At 39.6% G+C, this 18161-nt stretch carries 14 protein-coding genes; 5 read left to right on the top strand and 9 right to left on the bottom strand.

What is annotated here, in order from left to right; translation table 11 throughout:
- Window positions 1-20 precede the first annotated feature (20 nt).
- The 3 genes from ACE3JL_RS02225 (at window position 21) to ACE3JL_RS02215 (ending at window position 3079) form a co-directional block, all read left to right on the top strand.
- Complete coding sequence (locus tag ACE3JL_RS02225) at window positions 21-1685, top strand: hypothetical protein (protein ID WP_375328750.1); 1665 nt, start codon at window positions 21-23, stop codon at window positions 1683-1685.
- A 59-nt stretch (window positions 1686-1744) separates the two neighbouring features.
- Window positions 1745-1879, top strand: coding sequence for a hypothetical protein (locus tag ACE3JL_RS02220; RefSeq protein WP_375328749.1), 135 nt, complete (start codon window positions 1745-1747; stop codon window positions 1877-1879).
- A 198-nt stretch (window positions 1880-2077) separates the two neighbouring features.
- Entirely contained in the window at window positions 2078-3079 is a 1002-nt protein-coding gene (locus ACE3JL_RS02215; RefSeq protein WP_271992400.1) for a pentapeptide repeat-containing protein, read from the top strand.
- A gap of 703 nt (window positions 3080-3782) precedes the next feature.
- On the opposite strand, the gene ACE3JL_RS02210 is transcribed toward ACE3JL_RS02215, so the two are convergent.
- Window positions 3783-4277, bottom strand: coding sequence for a hypothetical protein (locus ACE3JL_RS02210; protein WP_271992398.1), 495 nt, complete (start codon window positions 4275-4277; stop codon window positions 3783-3785).
- A gap of 408 nt (window positions 4278-4685) precedes the next feature.
- On the opposite strand from ACE3JL_RS02210, the gene ACE3JL_RS02205 reads away from it, so the two are divergent.
- Window positions 4686-5516, top strand: a complete 831-nt coding sequence (locus ACE3JL_RS02205) for a hypothetical protein (protein ID WP_271992396.1) — start codon at window positions 4686-4688, stop codon at window positions 5514-5516.
- Window positions 5517-5645: 129 nt separating this feature from the next.
- Here ACE3JL_RS02205 and ACE3JL_RS02200 read toward each other — a convergent pair whose 3' ends face one another.
- Window positions 5646-6329: a DALR anticodon-binding domain-containing protein gene (locus tag ACE3JL_RS02200; RefSeq protein ID WP_271992395.1), complete on the bottom strand. Its 684-nt coding sequence runs from the start codon at window positions 6327-6329 to the stop codon at window positions 5646-5648.
- Between the two features lie 484 nt (window positions 6330-6813).
- On the bottom strand, window positions 6814-7605 hold the full coding sequence (locus tag ACE3JL_RS02195; RefSeq protein WP_375328748.1) for a hypothetical protein: 792 nt from the start codon (window positions 7603-7605) through the stop codon (window positions 6814-6816).
- Window positions 7606-7948: 343 nt separating this feature from the next.
- On the opposite strand from ACE3JL_RS02195, the gene ACE3JL_RS02190 reads away from it, so the two are divergent.
- Window positions 7949-8110, top strand: a complete 162-nt coding sequence (locus ACE3JL_RS02190) for a hypothetical protein (protein ID WP_153245607.1) — start codon at window positions 7949-7951, stop codon at window positions 8108-8110.
- 72 nt (window positions 8111-8182) lie between these two features.
- Here ACE3JL_RS02190 and ACE3JL_RS02185 read toward each other — a convergent pair whose 3' ends face one another.
- The 6 genes from ACE3JL_RS02185 to alaS form a co-directional block, all read right to left on the bottom strand.
- A complete protein-coding gene (locus ACE3JL_RS02185; protein WP_375328747.1) occupies window positions 8183-9499 on the bottom strand; it encodes a family 10 glycosylhydrolase in 1317 nt (438 codons plus the stop codon).
- A gap of 92 nt (window positions 9500-9591) precedes the next feature.
- Window positions 9592-11169, bottom strand: coding sequence for a glycosyltransferase family 39 protein (locus ACE3JL_RS02180; RefSeq protein WP_271992389.1), 1578 nt, complete (start codon window positions 11167-11169; stop codon window positions 9592-9594).
- A gap of 1 nt (window position 11170) precedes the next feature.
- Window positions 11171-12928 (bottom strand): replicative DNA helicase, encoded by a 1758-nt coding sequence (gene dnaB, locus ACE3JL_RS02175; RefSeq protein ID WP_271992448.1) that lies wholly within the window; start codon window positions 12926-12928, stop codon window positions 11171-11173.
- A gap of 292 nt (window positions 12929-13220) precedes the next feature.
- A complete protein-coding gene (locus ACE3JL_RS02170) occupies window positions 13221-13976 on the bottom strand; it encodes a hypothetical protein (protein WP_271992388.1) in 756 nt (251 codons plus the stop codon).
- On the bottom strand, window positions 13969-15435 hold the full coding sequence (locus tag ACE3JL_RS02165; protein WP_271992386.1) for an AAA family ATPase: 1467 nt from the start codon (window positions 15433-15435) through the stop codon (window positions 13969-13971). Before ACE3JL_RS02165 ends, ACE3JL_RS02170 begins: the two co-directional genes overlap by 8 nt.
- 70 nt (window positions 15436-15505) lie before the next feature.
- Window positions 15506-18130, bottom strand: a complete 2625-nt coding sequence (gene alaS, locus ACE3JL_RS02160; RefSeq protein ID WP_375328746.1) for an alanine--tRNA ligase — start codon at window positions 18128-18130, stop codon at window positions 15506-15508.
- Between the last annotated feature and the right edge of the window lie 31 nt (window positions 18131-18161).

The following is an 18161-nucleotide window of genomic DNA, read 5'->3' as shown; positions in this document are numbered from 1 at the left end:
TTAACAGGATCAAGATAATTATGCTTACCCGTCAATCTGGAATTAAATTTGCTTTAGGTTTATTGATTATTTTCAATATTTTCTATTTTGTCCATCTCGCTTACTATAGTTATGTTTGGCACGATGAATCTTTGGTTTTACTCCATCTTTCTGGTAACAGACCTGAACAGTTAATTAACTATCTGTTCGATGGACAAATTAAATCTACAGAACAACTCTGGCAATTTCAAGGGGTTAATTCCGTGAAAGGTTTTCCTGATACCTTAGCCTCTCTTTATACTAGCTCAAATTATGATCTACCTCTCTACTACAGTTTTCTCTGGTTTTTAGCAAGATTATTAGGCAATTCTTATTTAGTCTTAAGAGGATTTTCGGTAATTATTTGGCTTGGCATTTTATGGAGTTTTTACCATTTGGCTTTGACCTTATTTAAAAATAAAAACGCCGCTTTAATTGCATCTACACTTATCTTCTTTTCCCCGCGTTTTAGTGGTTATGCGCTGGGAATTTGGGAATATGGACTATATGTTTTCTTGTCGATACTTTCTAGCTGGTTATTTCTCAAAGCTATTGATTCCTTGCAACCGAAAAAAGATTGGTTTTTCTATAGTTTATCTCTAATCGCTGGTTTATATACCCATGTTTTCTTTATCTTTGTTCTAGTAGTTCATAGCCTATATTTTCTGCTGCAGTTGAATTCTTTTAACTCTTTAACCAAAAAATACTATAGCATCAGCTTACTTGCTTCCCTAGGTATTTATTCAATTTGGTTAACCCGGATTTTTACCAGTCGATTTACTGTCTTTGGATGGTCAAAAGGCAGTTTACCCCTAGAGGTACTTTGGCAAAGATGGGTAGGAATGATCGCTCGTTTGTTTTATAATTTTAGTTTAGCTAATCCCAGCAGCATCCCTATTATTGAATACTGCCTAATTATCCTCGTCATCATCTCCTTTATTTATCTGGCTAAAAAAGCCGATAAAAAAGTTTTTACCCTGATTATTCTCCTGACCATTATCCCCTTTTTCTCTCTTTTAGCTTGGGATCTAATCAAAGGATTTCGCTACACAGCTGTGGGCAGATTTTACTTACCAAGTTTTCTCGGTATACTTCTGGCAGTTACCTTTTTACTAAGCAAGGGACTACAGCATCGCCAAATCTGGGCAAAAATTCTCTTAATATTATTGCTAGTTTTCGGATTAATTGCCAAAATTCCCTATCCACTGCCAGCAAACAGATATACGGGTTATGGTAGTAATATTCCCAACGCTTATACAATGATTAATCGCAGTCAAAAACCTCTAATTATTTCAGAACATTGGTTAGATACCTTGCCCCTTATTCATACCACTGATGCTAAGACAAAGTATTTATTTATTCAGTCGGATATTAGAGTTTCTATCCCATGCTTAAAAAATCAATTTACCGATATTTATCTCCTCAATCCTTCCCCCAGTCTCAGACAATATTTAGATAACCGGTCTGTACAATTATCTCCTACGGCAAATCAAGCCTTTTGGCGAATTGATAAAAAAAACATTGACCCCTCTTGCCAAAACAGACCACAACCTGATAGACTTAACAAACTAAGGCTTCGGGGAATAGGATGGGGTAGCTTATCCCTAAGAGGGATTGACTTTTACAGAGTTTTATGCTCGCTCAACTGGAGAGTCCCCGAAATCTGATGATTAAGAGTTTTAGCCTCTTACTGGACGGACTAAGCAGACCTAACAAATTCAACTGTATGATACCGAGTCAAGACATCGGCGAGGCAGTAGATTCAGTCAGAAAAACTGACGCACAAGACTTCTCTAATTTAATGCCTAGACCTGGCTGGCAACAAGTGGCGGGTTTAGGTAGAAACTGTTTTTGGTATTGAACCGCGATTCTTTTCATTCTCTACCAGTTTTAGTAATTGCCAATAGGGATTTTAAACCCGTAATTGGTTGAAAATTTCTATTTATTCGCAAAAATCCCTAGTTGCTCCTTGTACTAATCCTAGAAATCCACTTCATCATCAGTAGTTTTCCCCAACCCATTCTCTGGAAATCAGCTTCCAGAACAATTTAGTTATTTTATGAGTAGCAATGCCTTAACCAATCGTGAACGTCTAATCGAACTGTATAATCGAGGTGAACGCAACTTTGCGGAAGTCAGACTTAGCGGAGTTAATTTAAAGAGACAGTGTTTAAACCAGATTAACCTCAGTCATAGTTACTTAAAACGAGCCAATTTAGCCGAAGCTTGTTTAATTAACGCTAATTTCAAGGCTGCTGCCCTTGAAGAAGTCAATTTAAGCAAAGCTTGTCTTATCGATGCTAACCTGACTAAAGCCGACCTTTCCGGGGCAAATTTGCACCAAAGTCAACTAAGCGGCGCAATTTTGAGTAATACTGTTCTGAAAAAGGCTGATTTAAGTTCTGCCTGTTTAATTCACAGCAGCTTACTTTTTGCTCAACTGTTCAAGGCAAATCTCGAAGCTGCTAATCTCACCTCAGCCACTTTAACCCATGCTATGGTAGCGAAAGCTAACCTAAAACGGGCTATTCTCACTCGTGCTATTCTTAGCTCTGCTAATCTTAGCCATGCTAACTTAAAAGAGGCTAACCTAATTCGAGCCTATCTCTATCAAGCTAATCTGGAAAACTGCCATCTTCAATACGCCGACCTCAGCTATGCCGATTTGCGCGGGGTAGATTTACGAGGGGCAGATTTACGTTATGCTAACTTGGAAGGTGCTAATCTGACGGGAGCTAACCTCAATTCTAGTGATTTTGAAGGAGCTAACTTAACTGGAGCCGATTTAAGCAAAACTGAAGCTAATAAAGCCAATTTTCGCCACGCTAACTTAACCGGTTGTAATCTGCTCGGCGCTAATTTAGCCTCCGCTAACCTTTCCGGTGCTAATCTACACCAAGCGGGATTACTCTTGAGTTATTTAGTGGGAAGCAATCTTAAACGAGCTAATCTCAAACAAGCTAACTTAATTGGGGCGATTTTAACCGAAAATAATCTTCTTTCTGCTTCCCTCGAAGAAACTATTCTTCCTAACGGTAGTCGCGGTAATCTCCTTTCCTAATATTCCTAGAAAAACCCGGTTGTAGAGACTTTTCCGCCAAGACTTCTAAGTAGTCGTGCAAAATTAATTTCCTAGTCAAGATAGGCAAAAGGCAAGAGGCAGGAGGCAAGAGGTGGTTAGATATGTGTAATTAATTTTGCTTAGGTACTTATAACCGTGGTTTTTTTGAGGGGCAACGATGAATTATGAATGATGAATCATGAATGGTTCTTCGTGGTTCTTTTAGGTTCTGTGTGATAAGTTTAACTTACATAAGTAGTCATGCAAAATAAATTTCCTAGTGAAGATAGGCAAAAGGCTTCGGCCGTGAGCTTTTGTCGAACGCTTTTGTCGAACGCTGAGCTCACACCCTACCCCCACGAAAAACTTTTTCAGCAGACCCGACTTAGTATGTTTTGATCTGGTGGCGTAAATCGACTAAATCCTTATCTGGCAAGAGACTTAATTGATTAGTTTGCTCTAGATCGAAGACAGTTGACAGACATTGCATAACACAAATCGAAGAACCAGAACTATTATGAATTGGGAGTGGGGAGTGCCGGAGTTGGGAGTGGGGAGACGGGATACAGCTATTAGGGATCGGATTTGAGTTTTCAGTTCACTGTTTACTGATCACAGCAGAAGTCTGACGGAGTAGTGGCTTAGATGTGTAATTAATTGTGCTTAGATACTTACAAATCAAATCTGATAACTGATAACTGTTTTACTCAGCTTTTACCAAACCCTGAGAGCGAATACAGGCCTGTTCCCAGCGACAATCGGGATTAACTTCCACGGGTTTGAGTCGCGCCCAGATTTCGCCTTGATCATCGGCATAAAAACTATCGATAATAGCGGGAATACGAGTACCGAAAGGTTCGGTAATGAGGACAGAATCGGTCAGATTAAATACTTCGCCATTAGCTCCCGTCGCTTTTTCGATGACGGGAATTTCTGCTTTGGGAATCGGTTTTCGGAATGGAGGAGCCGAATCGAAACGGGGACGGAGAGGAGATTTTATCTCACTACTGACGGATTTTACCGTTTCCGCCGCCGGTTTTTCCTCAATTATTTCTGGAGAGGTTTCCGGGGGTTTGGGGGGTACTGCAGCCCTAGAACCCTTTTTAATAATTTGTAGAGGTTGTAGGGGAGGAGTGGATTTAATTGGCTCTTCGGGGGGTTCAGGGGTGCTAGGGGTTTTCTTCGGGGGACGTGGCATGATACGACAAGAGAAATAAAAACTATAGGATTATTGAAGCACATCGAACCGCTAACCCGCTCAACTGGCGCTTGTATTAATAGACATCTAGGGTTTGCGGCAAAAAGTTTTTCGTAGGCTGTGGGGTGTGGGGAGCGGGTTTTTAAAGTTGGACTGGGAGTTAATCATACTATTAAAAACGGGTTTGGTATTAGTCGATCCCCCTTTCCCTTTAGTTTAATGATAAAACTTCTCATTAAGTATTGACAAAAATTCCTAATAAGCTTATAGTTATTTATAGTGTTCTCCTCTCAAGGATCGGCAGTGGAACCGCGCGGCAGTCTCTAACAATGCGGTTCCTTTTTTTTTGGAACGATAGAAGGCTTTTAACGTCTCTGAACTTCTAGGTTTCCTCATCCCTTGGCTTTTATGAACGATAATTCCGACCTGTACCTCGATCATCTCACCCATGCCGATACTGTCATTACTGCTGAAATTGTCGAGCATGAGAGTCAATCAAAAGATGAGACAGATTGGCCGGCTCTATCCTCTCATTTACGTCAACAAAATCAAGAATTACAAGCGGAGATCTGGCGACGGGAGCAAGCTCTTGCGGAGTTGCGATCGCAGTTAGCCGAGCAAGATCGTCGCTTGCAAAGTTGCGATACCCTAATCCAGCAGCAAAACGAGGAACTGCAATACGAAAAGCAACAATTACAGCGAGCTTTAGGGGAAATCGAACAGTATCGTCAAGCAGAACAGCGACAACCGATGATTATTGCTAATTTGACCGCAGAATTGACCCGCACGCGCCAACAATTAGCCCGTTTAGAGCGAGAATGTGCCTTAATTCAGGAAAGTTATCAGGAAAAAAGCCAAAAACTGTGCAACTATGACCAGCAATTGCGGGAATTACGCACCCGTCTTCAACGTCAGCAACGCTACACCCTTCAGTATAAAGCGGCCTTGGCCCAGTATTTCCAACACGGTAGCGATCGCAATTCTCCCCCGGATTTAGCCATTGTCGCCAAGGTAGCTGCGATCAAGCCTTGGTCTCAGACAGAAAATCAAGAAAACGATGAAGTCGCTGCCATGGATGAGTTTGTAGCGGAATTAGAGACAATTGAGCCAGTAGAATCCTTAAATAAGAAAGACAGGGATTGGCCGGCACCCATTATCTCTCCTTCCCCGAAATATTCCTCTTTTCGGGTTGATTTGCCCACTTTTATTAAATATCGCCAGGAAAAAGATAATTACTGAACAACAGAAAGAGAGCCGGCGACTGTCCATGTTTCGTCTCGGCTCTCTATTCTGGTTCGCTCCTCACACTAATTAAAATCTATCATAGGCTGATGGTTTTGTCCACTAAATTCACAAAAGTTAATATTTTTATAGTTCCGTCATCGGCAGCAGTTGCCATTTTTGACGGAGAAGACGGTTAAGTAGTTTTTGACTGACGCTAATCAGGACTAATCTCGATCGCTGAATTGGGGACGATTCTCCAATAATGCGACAGTTACGCTCAAAATTGAGCATCGCTTCGCAAAAATTTGCAGTTAAGGGATAGAGTTTTTGGTGTTCCCAACAATCACAAACGGTTAAAATTTGCAGGATTAAGGCTATTTCGGCGGGATGATGCCATGATAATAGTTCTAGCTCGGTTAGTCTAATTTTTTCCCGATTGAGCAGTTGTAACAAACTAGAATAGCGAGCGTGAGTGTATTGAAATAAAAAGAAGAATTCTCCTCTGGGATGGAAAGGAAGCTGATCGGAGAAAAACTGATCGATTAAATCGTTTAGTTTCAGTAACCAAAAGGACAAAAATTGCTGATCTAATAATAATTCTAGCCATCCTTCCTTAAGCTGAATTTGTGGAAAAAAGGTGATTAAACGGTTAAATATTGCTTGACATTGAGCGGGCGTAAAATAATAAAACAGAGGTGAACGATAGAGGATACTATCAGTTTTTGGACAACGATAGAGAGTTAGTTTATAGTTATTTTCTGGAAAAATATTAATTAATTGTTGTTTTAAATAATGCTCGATCGAGGGGTGATTGCAGATAAAATTCATACTCAGAAGGGTAAACTTAGTCTTATCAAATGGCTCTTTTGAACATTGGGTGAAAAATATTCATCATGTTACATTATGGACGCAAACAGTTTAATACTAAATCCCTATGAGTATAGGCTACTTATGGAGGAGAGGCACTCATACTAAATCCTTTGAGTACAGGCTAGTTATCAGGAGAGGCAAGAGGCAAAAGGGGGAATAAATAATCAGTTTTTAATAACCAGATTCAGTATATACTTTGCACGGCTACAACTTGCATTTTTTACTCAAAGACAATAATATAGTTTAAGGGTCATAATTAGAAGCAAAGCACTCATTGAAAACATGATTAGCCCAGAATTCATGGAAGAAGAAAAGAACTCACTTAAATTTATAGTCAAGCATTAAGCAAACTGTGGAGAAGATATTTTTATCATCAGATATCTTCTTCACAGTAATAGGATTTATTGAATCCCCATTCCTACACGAGATGTTTTATAGAAGTTTATTTTGTAGGGTTAGTGGGATCATATTCTTTTCTGGCATTGACTAAATAAATGGAATCACTTTTTGGTGAATAAACAAAAGGTGAATTTTTTGCAGGCTGTTGTAAATTTTGCGGTAGTAAGTTGAAAATATCTGTAAAATCTACAGTAACTTTCTGTGTTTTGCCATTAACAATTACTCCTTGAGCATTAGGTTGACAGTTGAGTTCTATAATTTTCTCTCTGGCTTTGTTTTGTACAGCAGTATTAGCAGTAACATAAACCAGATATCCTTCGTCGGAAAGAGCCTGAGCTTTTGTATTTGCATCATCTTTCTGATTGAAGAATGCAATCTGTGTTTCCTGAACTTCAACGGGACAAGTGTTTAATTTGGGCTTTCCTGCGACAACAGCATAAAGTTTAGAAGTTTCAGCAACTCCGTTAGTTGCACTAATAGGACCGGTGAAAGAAATACGAATATTGCTACCTGGAACAGTGGGCTGGGTTGTACTAAAATCTAGGTCGGCACTCTGAAATGATCCATCACCTAGTTTATCTTTTATATCTTCCACGTTAAGGGGAACAGAGATGTTGTAGTTAAGGTTCTTTAATGTATCAACTTTCTTCTGTTGAGAAGCCGCATCTGGATAAAAGCTCGTTAAACCTAAATCGAGTTTGTCTGTAAAAACAGGTTGAGCAAAAGCAGTATTACCAACGGTAAGAACTAAGATTGCCAAAACGGAAACAATCATCCCCGTTAAAAATGCCAAATTTTTCTTGTTCGGATTTTCGGATTTCGGATTCAATATCATTGAATTTACCCTCAATAATTTATGGTACTTAGAAGTTATACATTAAGAAAAACGGCCTTTCTCGACTTTGTATGATAATTCTTGCTTCTGGAGTCGTAAAATGCTTATTGGGCAAGACTTTTAGGGCTATTTTGACGTTTGGCGACGCTCAGTCGAGCCGCAGAATAGACTATCAGTATAGACCTTGTTTCCACACAGAAACCAGAAGAGCCGAAAAACTTCACAATTTATAACTTCTAGCCCAGTATATTTTCTCCTGCTTCTCAACACAACCGAAGTTTAGGAACTTAAGAAAAAAGTCACCAAAATTCCTCGAATCCCTTCTCCTGCAAAAATCCTTAACTTGGGAAAATCAGAAAAATATCCTGAAACTCGTCAACCCACCTGGCAAATCGCTCAGGAAATTATGGCTGATGTTCCGCCAGAAATTATCGCTCAACTCCCCACTGACGGAGCCGAACAACACGATTATTATCTTGACAGGATACCAAAACGCGAAGAATGAAAATAATTTTGTCCCCGTTCGGGGTGGGGGTCAAGCGACCAGTAGCATTGACTTTGTGGGCAAAAATTGCTACTAACTACCCGGAGGGGGAATTACAGGAATTTCGATACCGTCCGGCGCTAAGGGGGGAGGTGTGGGAGTTAGTCTTGGCTGGTTAATAGGTTCAGGTGTACTAACTAGAGGAATATTTTCCACCACGGGAAGACGGGGAGTGATGGGTTGCGAAAACATCGCTTGAATTGCTGCTTTTCTCGTTTCTGGAGGTTCCAAAGCTTGCTGCCAGAGACTTTCATAAAAGAAGAAAATCACTCCTAAACCCCGTTGACGAGCAGCCACTACCTTTTCTTCAATCAAGGGTAGGGCAATTGGTCGGTTGCGTAAACCGGTTAAAACTCCCACACCGGTGGGGATAGTTTGCTGGGTTTCCTGAATTTCGGGACGCTCTATTTGTTTGAGAAAACTGGGCAGATCGGGACGATAAACCTGTACGATTAACTCATCGACTAATCCTTGTCGCACCCAAGCGAGCCAATCCTGTAAATGACCATTATAGGCGAATTCGTAGGGATTAGGGGCGATCGAAAGCAGTATATTCGGTTTAATTGCCTCAATTGATTCTTTGAGATTAGCTAAAAAAGCGGTGATTTTATCGGCCCGCCATTTTGTCCATTCGGGATCCCGGGGGTTAGCTGGGGGCGTTTTTTCGGTTTCCTGTTGATAAAGAGCGATAGTATAGGGATCATAGCCGAATTCGTTGGGTAAACTCAGATGATCGTCGAATTGGATGCCGTTAATATCATATTGTTTCACTACTTCCAAGACTAATTCCCGCAGAAAATTCTGCACCTCGGGACGAAAAGGATTCAACCACACCACCTCACCGGCTGCTCCTACCCAAGTAGTCCCCCCGTCGCGTTTTTGGGTTAACCAGTTCTGATGTTTTAAGGCTAATTCTGAGGTAGGAGGGGCCATAAATCCGAATTCAAACCAAGGAATGACCAATAATCCCCTTCCACGGGTTTGTTCGACCAATTCTGCCAAAATATCTTGTCCCTGCGCTCCCGTAGGCAAAAAAGGCTGTATTCCTTCCCTTTGGGCGATCGCACTGGGATAGAGAGCATAACCGGAATTCCAGACCACGGGATAGATAGCATTAAAATTAAGATTAACTAATTGCTCGATCGCCTGTTGTCGTTTATCCCTGTCCATCAGCATCGCAGTATCATTGGTGGTGATCCAAACACCGCGGATATCGGCATCCCGACTTTGAGAAAAAGCGGCGGAAAAATAGCCTAAGAGTAGGACTATAAGAAAAGATGTTAAGAATAGTAGTATAGGGAGCTTTTTCAGAATTTGCCGCCAAACGCTAGTCGGAATTAGAAAAGTCATTTCTTTAGGGTGAGAATTAACGGTTTTAACTGGTTATAATAACAGCTTTGCCCAACTCTTTGAGGCTAGATTGACCCAATATATATATTTACCTATTTCTTTCCTCGCCACAATTGACCTTGAGGATAGAAATCATCAAGACGAATATCGAATTGATCTAGGGCCAGTAATAACCGATTGGAAGGACGAAAAAGAAATAAGTTAGCTTGGGGAATTTCTAGGACTTCTTTTAACTTATCGGTATCGGGGTTTGTGGTAGTTAGAAAGTATTGTACATCAGCATTAAGACGATAATTAAGGGAAAGCAAATCACCTAAGTTAGTCCAGTCATTACCTTCGTCGCTAATAATAATGGCATTGGGTACCGCATTGATTTTTCTGGCAACTTCGCCATTCCAATAACTAGGAACTTTTGCCCAACTTGTTTCAGAAAGAGCATTATTAAAGTTCGATATTATACTAGCAGTTAACAAAAAAGTCAAGATAATTTTACCTAAAATTTTACCTTGACTAAGCAATTGTGACAAGAAAAAAGCTACAGTTATATAGATAGTGGGAAAGGTTGCAATTAGATAACGGGTGACAGTTGATCTAGTGGTGATAAAAATTAAATCGGGAATGACTAAAGCTAGGAAAGGTACTAGGGTTGAGGTAATCAGAAAAGTAAAAACTATCGGGTTATTGTAGCGATAAACTCGCTCAAAAGCATAGATAATTAAGATTAAAAAAATTATTCTATATATATAAGTGAAGATGTTATTAAAACCAAAATCGCTATCGCTAAATGGACAAGTAAAAGTTAAGAGCCATAATTTACCGAACAATCCCCAATCGAGATATTTAACGGCAGCCCAACTGGTGGAGTTAAAGGCTCTTTGAGAGTTAGTTAAAAAAACCTGTAACCAGGGTATATATAAAATTATCATTGTTAACCCAGATAACAGGAAAAATATCAAGTTATTTTTTCGCTCTGGTTTCATAACAAGATACCAAAGTATCAAGGATGCTTGAGCAAATAAGTTAAGAATAAAAAAGAGATGGGTGTAGAGTCCGAGCGTATTAGAGAGAGTGTATAAAGACCAATTAACAAGAGTTCTTTTTTTGAGGCATTTTAACAGCATTAATTGACTAACTATCGTTAACATAACTAAAAGACTATACTGACGGGATATTTGAGCAAATATTATATCAACTGGAGAGAGTGCTAATAAAATTATAGCTAAAATTGCCGTTAACTTTGACGCAAATAATTCTAGGGATAAATAGTAAATAAATGGCAGGGAGAGCAGACTAAAGATAATCGCTAAACTGCGGGAAGAAACGGGAGAAAAACCGAATATTTTTTCCCAATAGCGAGAGATAATAAAGTATAAAGGTGGGTGTTGAGGGTCTTCTTTAGCCAGAGATTTTATCGTATCAAAAACATTACTTTCGGGTTTCAGTTGTTGAAATTTTCCTAATTCTGTCGTAGATAAAAGACGATTTTGAAAGATAGTATCGGCGATTTCCTTTGCTTGATAACCAGTGGTTCTAATGGTGGTGTAGGATTCATCATGCCAATAGATTTTTTTATCGATATTTGCCAAGCGAAAAAACACACCAAGAGTTAGGATAATTAGCAAAAGTATTAAGAGCCAATTGTAAGTTTTATAATTCATATTTGCTTGCATTTTAATAATTAGAGCGACTTTGTTTAAGATTGAGAAACTTAGTAAATTCTGGTTGAAAAAGTAGTTTAATTGTGCCAGTGGGACCGTTACGATGTTTAGTAATAATTACTTCAGCCACACCTCGATCGGGACTATCGGGGTTATAATATTCATCTCGGTATAACATCATAATTAAATCCGCATCCTGTTCGATACTGTTATGGACGATGATGTTATTGGCAATAAAGTTATGCAATTTATCTACTGTTAAATCATACACTTCTGTCTCTCCATCCGCTTGAATTGCCATAACTTCATCCCAATTAAAAGTTAGGTCTGAATTACTCAGAGAGCGAGGTAAAGCGATATCATTACCAATATTTAATTCATCTAATCTTTGCCAACCGTGGACAGTCAAAAACTTATGATTGCTTGTAGCTCTAATCGTGCGACCTAAACGAGTTGTTAATCGAAAAACTGGCTTAAATCCTGTGAAAAAGACCTTAGTTACCAGTGCTTTTTCTAATTTCATTGTTTCCTCATTAAGAGCAAAAACCGTAAAATTAGAGCAATTCACTAACTGACGAATTGGCACTTTAGCACGAGGATCAGCTAACTCAACTAAACTATCACCCGCTAAACATCCCGACTCGCGTAAATCAGACATCATCGGTCTTTTATTATTGCGAGATTCCACAGCGCGACTTAACTGAGAAAGAGCAATTACTGGAGCATGAATTTCCCTCGCTAAACCCTTAAGACTGCGGGTAATTTTAGAAATTTCCTGAACGCGATTATCACCCCCCCCTTCCATTAATTGCAGATAATCGATTAAAACTAAGCCTATTTGTCCCTTTTTTTCTGCCTGTAAACGACGCACTTGGGAACGCATTTGAATTACACTTAAATTGGCACTATCATCGATATATATGGGCAACTTTGATAACTTATCTAGTCCCTCAAGAACCTTCTCTAAATCATTTTGTCCCAAACGGCCCGAGCGAATCCGATTACTTTCGATTTTAGCCTCATTCGATAACAAACGTTGGGCTAATTGTTCCTTAGACATCTCCAAACTAAAAACCGCCACAGGTAAATTCTGTTGAGCGATATTATAGGCAATATTAAGAGCAAAAGAAGTTTTTCCCATGGAAGGCCTACCCGCGATAATAACTAAATCCGAGGGTTGCAAACCACTGGTCATGGCATCGAGATCATAAAATTGAGTTTCGATACCAGGTAGAGTGGTCGTCTCCTGCATTTTCTCAATCTCGTTAAAAGTTTCGATTAAAGTATCCCCCAGAAAAATTAAACCCTCCTGGGGTCGTTTTTGGGTGAGACGAAAAATCTTTTGTTCCGATTCATCGAAAACATTTTCTAATTCTAGCGTCGTATCCCTGGCTAACTCAATAATTTCTCCCCCGGTGGAAATTAACTGACGACGCATATATTTATCCATCACTAATTCAGCATAGCGATCGATGTTAGCAGCCGAGACAGTGCGCTCAATTAATTGTAACAATCGCGGCATTCCCCCGATTTCTTCCAGCAGATGATTATCCTGTAACCAACTGCTAACCGTCATTAAATCCGTCGGTTTTCCCTTCCCTTGTAAAGCAAGTGCCGCACGATAAATATCTTGATGGGTTTTCACATAAAAAGCTTCTGGAATTAAAAAATCACTGATTCTACCTAACGCTTTTGGATCTAGCAAAATACCACCTAAGATAGATTCTTCCGCTTCGATATTTTGGGGGGGGAGGGATTGATCGCTAATCATTGTCAATGCTGACCGTGCTTTATCATTAATTATAATCAGTTTCATCCTACCGTCTTCCCGTGCTGAAAAATATCCCCTTCGCTAGTACAAGAGAACCTATTTGCCAGCCAAAACTAATCCCCACACTTCTTTTGCCCATCAAAATTATACTAAATCCTGTTGAAAAGGTATAGGAGCGTGGCGGTATTTTTTCCAGTAATCGGTAAACAGTAAACAGTGAAATGAAAACTCATATCTGATTAAATACTGATGTCTAAAAAGCTTGTCAAGATTGCAGAGAAGCAGCATTTATTCAGAGTAATTCTTTCAGTCCTATGGTGATATAATTTTGGTTTTGATTGGGATTTTGGATAAACCTAACGACGATTTTATCTCGTTCTTCTAAGAGGGTTTCTAGGGTTAATAAATTTGATTCTGTAGATTGAGAGAGAATTTTATATAAGGTACTCTCGCTCAAATTATAGTCTGGCTCATTTTCTTTGGCAAGATCACTAATTTCGTTGCGATTATAAAAAATAATTCCTCTGAATTGCACAAATATTTGTGCATTTTGATAGTTTTTCTGGGGATTAGCATGATTATTGAGAGTCAGAAGCATATAGATTCTATTCATCCCGCTTTGAAATTTACCAGCAATCTGCTTTAATGTGCTTTCTTTGTCTTTTTTTGCCTGTAGGGATGCTTTGAGTTCAATTAAACAAATTTGCAGATGATAATTGAGAATTTTACCCCCATCATCGACTTTTCTCTGTAAAACTAATATAGCTTTTTCAGGGGTTTTGCCGGAAGCAGAGATACCGGGTAACTCTTTTTCTAAATTGATAACCCAGATTTTATCTACTTCTGTAGATATATTTTTGTCATTTTTAGACGATAACTGTAAGTGATTAATAACTACTTTCTTTAAATCGCTCTTATTTGTTTCTAGAATTTGAATATACTCATCCTGACTAAGGCAGATTTCTTCAATAAAACCCGATTTTTCTAAAGCTTGATGAAACTCTTGTCTAAGGGAAAATATTTCTTTTTTTGAGTTAGACTTACTCATTCTCTGCTAAATAGATATGATTGGTTAAAATTTCTCCAGATTTCTGCACAGAGTTGATAACTTCTTTAAAGTTACGAAAATAAACACCATATTCACTGGTTCCATAATCAATAATTTTATCACCCGTGAAAAAGTAAACTCCTAAGTCTTCTTTAGCAAGTGAAATTTCAGGATTTAAATTTTTTAATTGATTATCTTCAATGATTTTTGTGACATCAACATCATAACTTTTTAAGGTATGAAGATAAACATAATTGTTGAGAATATCGGTTAAAATTGGGCTATGGGTGGTGATCAAAACCCGATTATCATGCTCGGTGACAAATTGAACTAAAATATCCATTAAGCGAATTTGATTTTCGGGATGCAAATTAACCTCTGGTTCATCTATCATCAAAAAATTGTTTTTTTCCTTTGCCCAATATTTGAGGTAAAGATACAAGACAGTCAACTGATTGACTGAAGATGAAGCTAGATACATGGGTAAATCTTTGCTTTCATCGAATTTAAAAGAAAATTGAATAGGTGCGATCGATTCTAGACTAGAAATGGTGATTTCTCCTCCCATTAATCCGATCATTTTTTCAATCAGAGAATTATAAACTAAATTAATTTCTTTCTTGGTATTGAGAGAATAAAGCGACTCAATCACTTTATTCATTGGTTCTGTGTAAGACCTTTTGGGTAATTGTTCTTGAAGACGTTTGAATATATCCCGATTAGTATCACCATCATCATCAATATTTTCTATTAATTCTTGTAAACGACGATTATACTCACTTCTTTTATTTCTCTCTATCTCATAAATGTACTGGTAGAAAACAGGAAAAAAGCTACGACTAGCGGGGATAAAAAAAGTATCTTCTGCATGAGACAAAAGCACTCTTATTATTGACGGAATAATTACTGATTCCTTGTATGGTTTAGCTCTCTCAAAAAAGTCTCTGGGTATTTTATCAAATACTTTTTCAGGTATATTAGGTTCTTTTATATTTATTGTTAGGCTACCTTTGCTCTTGCTAATCTGTAAATACTCCAGATCATTATTTCCTGCAACACGAACCAAAAAAGTTGTTTTAAATTTCGTCTCTTTAAATTCTTTAATATCTGCTTGAAAAATTAATTTATTGGAACTAATAATCGTTTCTTTAATACTGGCATCAAGATTATAAGTATTAACAACTTCTTTTTCAATAAATCGGCTAAATTTATTGAGAATCTCATCAATTAACTCTTGATTAATCTTAATAGGTTTTTTAGAGTCAATTACTAAAGAATCAATTTGGGTATTTTCGGAAAACTTTCTAATATTGTCATCATTAAAAATTGTCCACAAAAGCTGAGAAACTAGGGTTTTGCCACTATTGTTGTAGCCAATAAAAGTATAAAACTTCTTGGTTAAATCTATAGCTTGATTATTATTTCTAATTGATCCCAAATTCTTGATCAGTAGTTCCATATTATTTTTACCAATCACACCGAGAGAATAACTAATTTTTTAAAGGTGGACAAAATGCCCACCCTTAAAACTATTGTAAACTGCTAGTTAACTGACTTTTGGCCTTAGCTAAAGCTTCGCTTAACTTACTAGCATCCCGTCCCCCAGCTTGAGCTAAATTGGGACGACCACCACCACCACCGGCGCAGATTTTAGCGATCGCACCGATAAATTTACCCGCTTGTAAACCCCGATCTTTAATCACCCGGGGACTAAAAGCGGCCACTAAACTCACTTTATCAGCTGCGGGAGTCGAGGCCAAAATCACTGCCCCTTCCCCTAATTTTTGCTGTAGTCTTTCGGCCGCAGCCATCAAATCATTAGCATCAATATCGCCCAAAGAAGCGACTAATAGCTTAAATTCGCCGATAGATTCGGCTTGAGATAGCAAAGCATCCGATTTAGTTAGCGCCAACTCCTGTTTAACCGCTTCTAACTGCTTTTGTGTCCCCTTTAACTCTGATTGTAGGGCCGTAATGCGATCGGGAATTTCCAGAGGTTTGACCTTAAAGCGATCGCACAAATCCCGCACCACCTGATCCCGTTCATTCAGGTATGCTAACACGGCAGGGCCAGCCACTGCTTCGATGCGACGAATTCCCGCGGCGATTCCCGTCTCGGAGATGATTTTAAATAAACCGATCTCGGCGGTATTTTTAACGTGAGTTCCCCCACATAATTCCATAGAAACGCTAGGAATATCGATTACTCGCACTTCTGAGCCGTATTTCTCGCCAAACATGGCAATAGCTCCCTTTTGCTTCGCTTCTTCCAATCCCATCACCGCTATCTCGGTGTCATGCGCTTCGGCAATCCAAGTGTTAATCTGTTCTTCCACCTGTTGCAATTCAGCACCAGTCAGGGGACGAGGACAGTTAAAATCAAAACGGAGGCGCTCAAAACTGACGAGGGAACCTGCTTGGGAAATCCCCCCATCGACAAGCTTTTTCAAGGCCGATTGTAGCAGATGGGTGGCGGTATGATTAGCTTGAGCGCGACGACGACAGGAACGGTCAATCTGTGCATTAATTGTATCGCCGGTGGTGACAATTCCCCGCTCAATCCGACCAAAATGGATAAAAATCCCCGATTCTTTCTGCACATCCTCCACGCGGATAAGCAGATTATCGCCAGTTAAATAACCCTTATCACCGATTTGTCCACCCGATTCGGCATAAAAAGGAGTTTTATCGAGAACTACCTGCACCTCAGTGCCTGCTGCGGCCGATTCCACCGTTTTACCAGCGACTAAAACCGCCGTTACTGTTGCGGTTGCTTGCAAATCCGTATAACCGAGAAATTCCGTCGGGTGAATATGTTCTGCCAGCTTATCTAAACTACCCTGTACCGTCAAATCTATGGTTTCGTGGGCGGCTTTTGATCTTTGCTGCTGTTTTTTCATTTCCTGCTCAAAACCCGCCGTATCGACGCTTAAACCCTGCTCCTCAGCGATTTCTTGAGTGAGTTCCAAGGGGAAGCCATAGGTATCATAAAGGGTAAAGGCATCGACTCCCGAAATCTGGCTTTTTTCTTTTTCTAGAATCGATTCGAGCAGTTTCTCGCCTCTTTCTAGGGTTTCTAAAAATCTCGCTTCCTCTCGCTCTAATTCTGCCTTGATCACCGTTTCTCGTTCCCGAACATTGCCATAGACGGACTCAGAAAGAGCGATCGCAACTTCCGCCACTTTGCTGATAAATTGACCTTCAATACCGATTAAACGTCCGTGCCGTACTACTCTGCGAATCAGACGACGCAGGACGTAACCTCTGTCAGTATTCGATGCTGAGATACCATCCGCTATCATGTGTACTACCGAACGCACATGATCGCCGATGACTTTTAGGGAAACTTTCGTTTTTTCGTCCGCTTTCTGGTAGTCTATGGCTGCTAACCGGGCTGCTTCGGCGACAATCGGGAAAATTAGGTCAGTTTCGTAGTTATTAGCGACTTTTTGCAGGATTTGCGCCATCCGTTCCAAACCCATCCCCGTATCGATGTTTTTATTCGCTAGGGGTGTTAGATTGCCGTCCGCATCGCGGTTATACTGCATGAAGACGAGGTTATAAAACTCGATAAAACGGCTATCATCCTCTAAATCGATGGTTTTATCCCCTAATTCCGGGTGAAAATCGTAGTAAATTTCCGAACAGGGACCACAGGGACCCGTGGGGCCCGATACCCAAAAGTTATCCGCTTCGCCCATTTTTTGGATACGATGGGCAGGAATACCGATTTTATCGCGCCAGATAGCGAAAGCTTCCTCATCCTCTTTAAAGACACTAACGACTAATCTTTCGGGGGGAAGGTTAAAAACTTCTGTGGACAATTCCCAGGCCCAGGCGATCGCTTGTTCTTTAAAATAATCACCAAAGCTAAAATTGCCCAACATCTCAAAAAAAGTATGATGTCTAGCAGTCCGGCCGACATTTTCGATATCGTTGGTGCGAATACATTTTTGGGAAGTGGTAGCGCGGGTAAATTCTGGGGTCTTTTGCCCTAAGAAAATTGGCTTAAAAGGGAGCATTCCCGCAATGGTCAGCAAAACGGTGGGGTCTTCTGGTACTAGAGAGGCACTAGGGAGAATTTTATGGTTTCTGGCCGCAAAAAAGTCTAAAAATCGCTGGCGAATCTCGCTTCCGCTTAGGTGGTTACTCATAGAAGATGTCAGTTAGTCAGAAAATGCCTAT

This window comes from Microcystis sp. BLCC-F210, assembly GCF_042134685.1.
GTDB classification, from domain to species: Bacteria; Cyanobacteriota; Cyanobacteriia; order Cyanobacteriales; family Microcystaceae; genus Microcystis; species Microcystis aeruginosa_D.
Note: the sequence above shows the minus strand (reverse complement) of the source record. Positions and strands in the feature narration are given on the sequence as shown.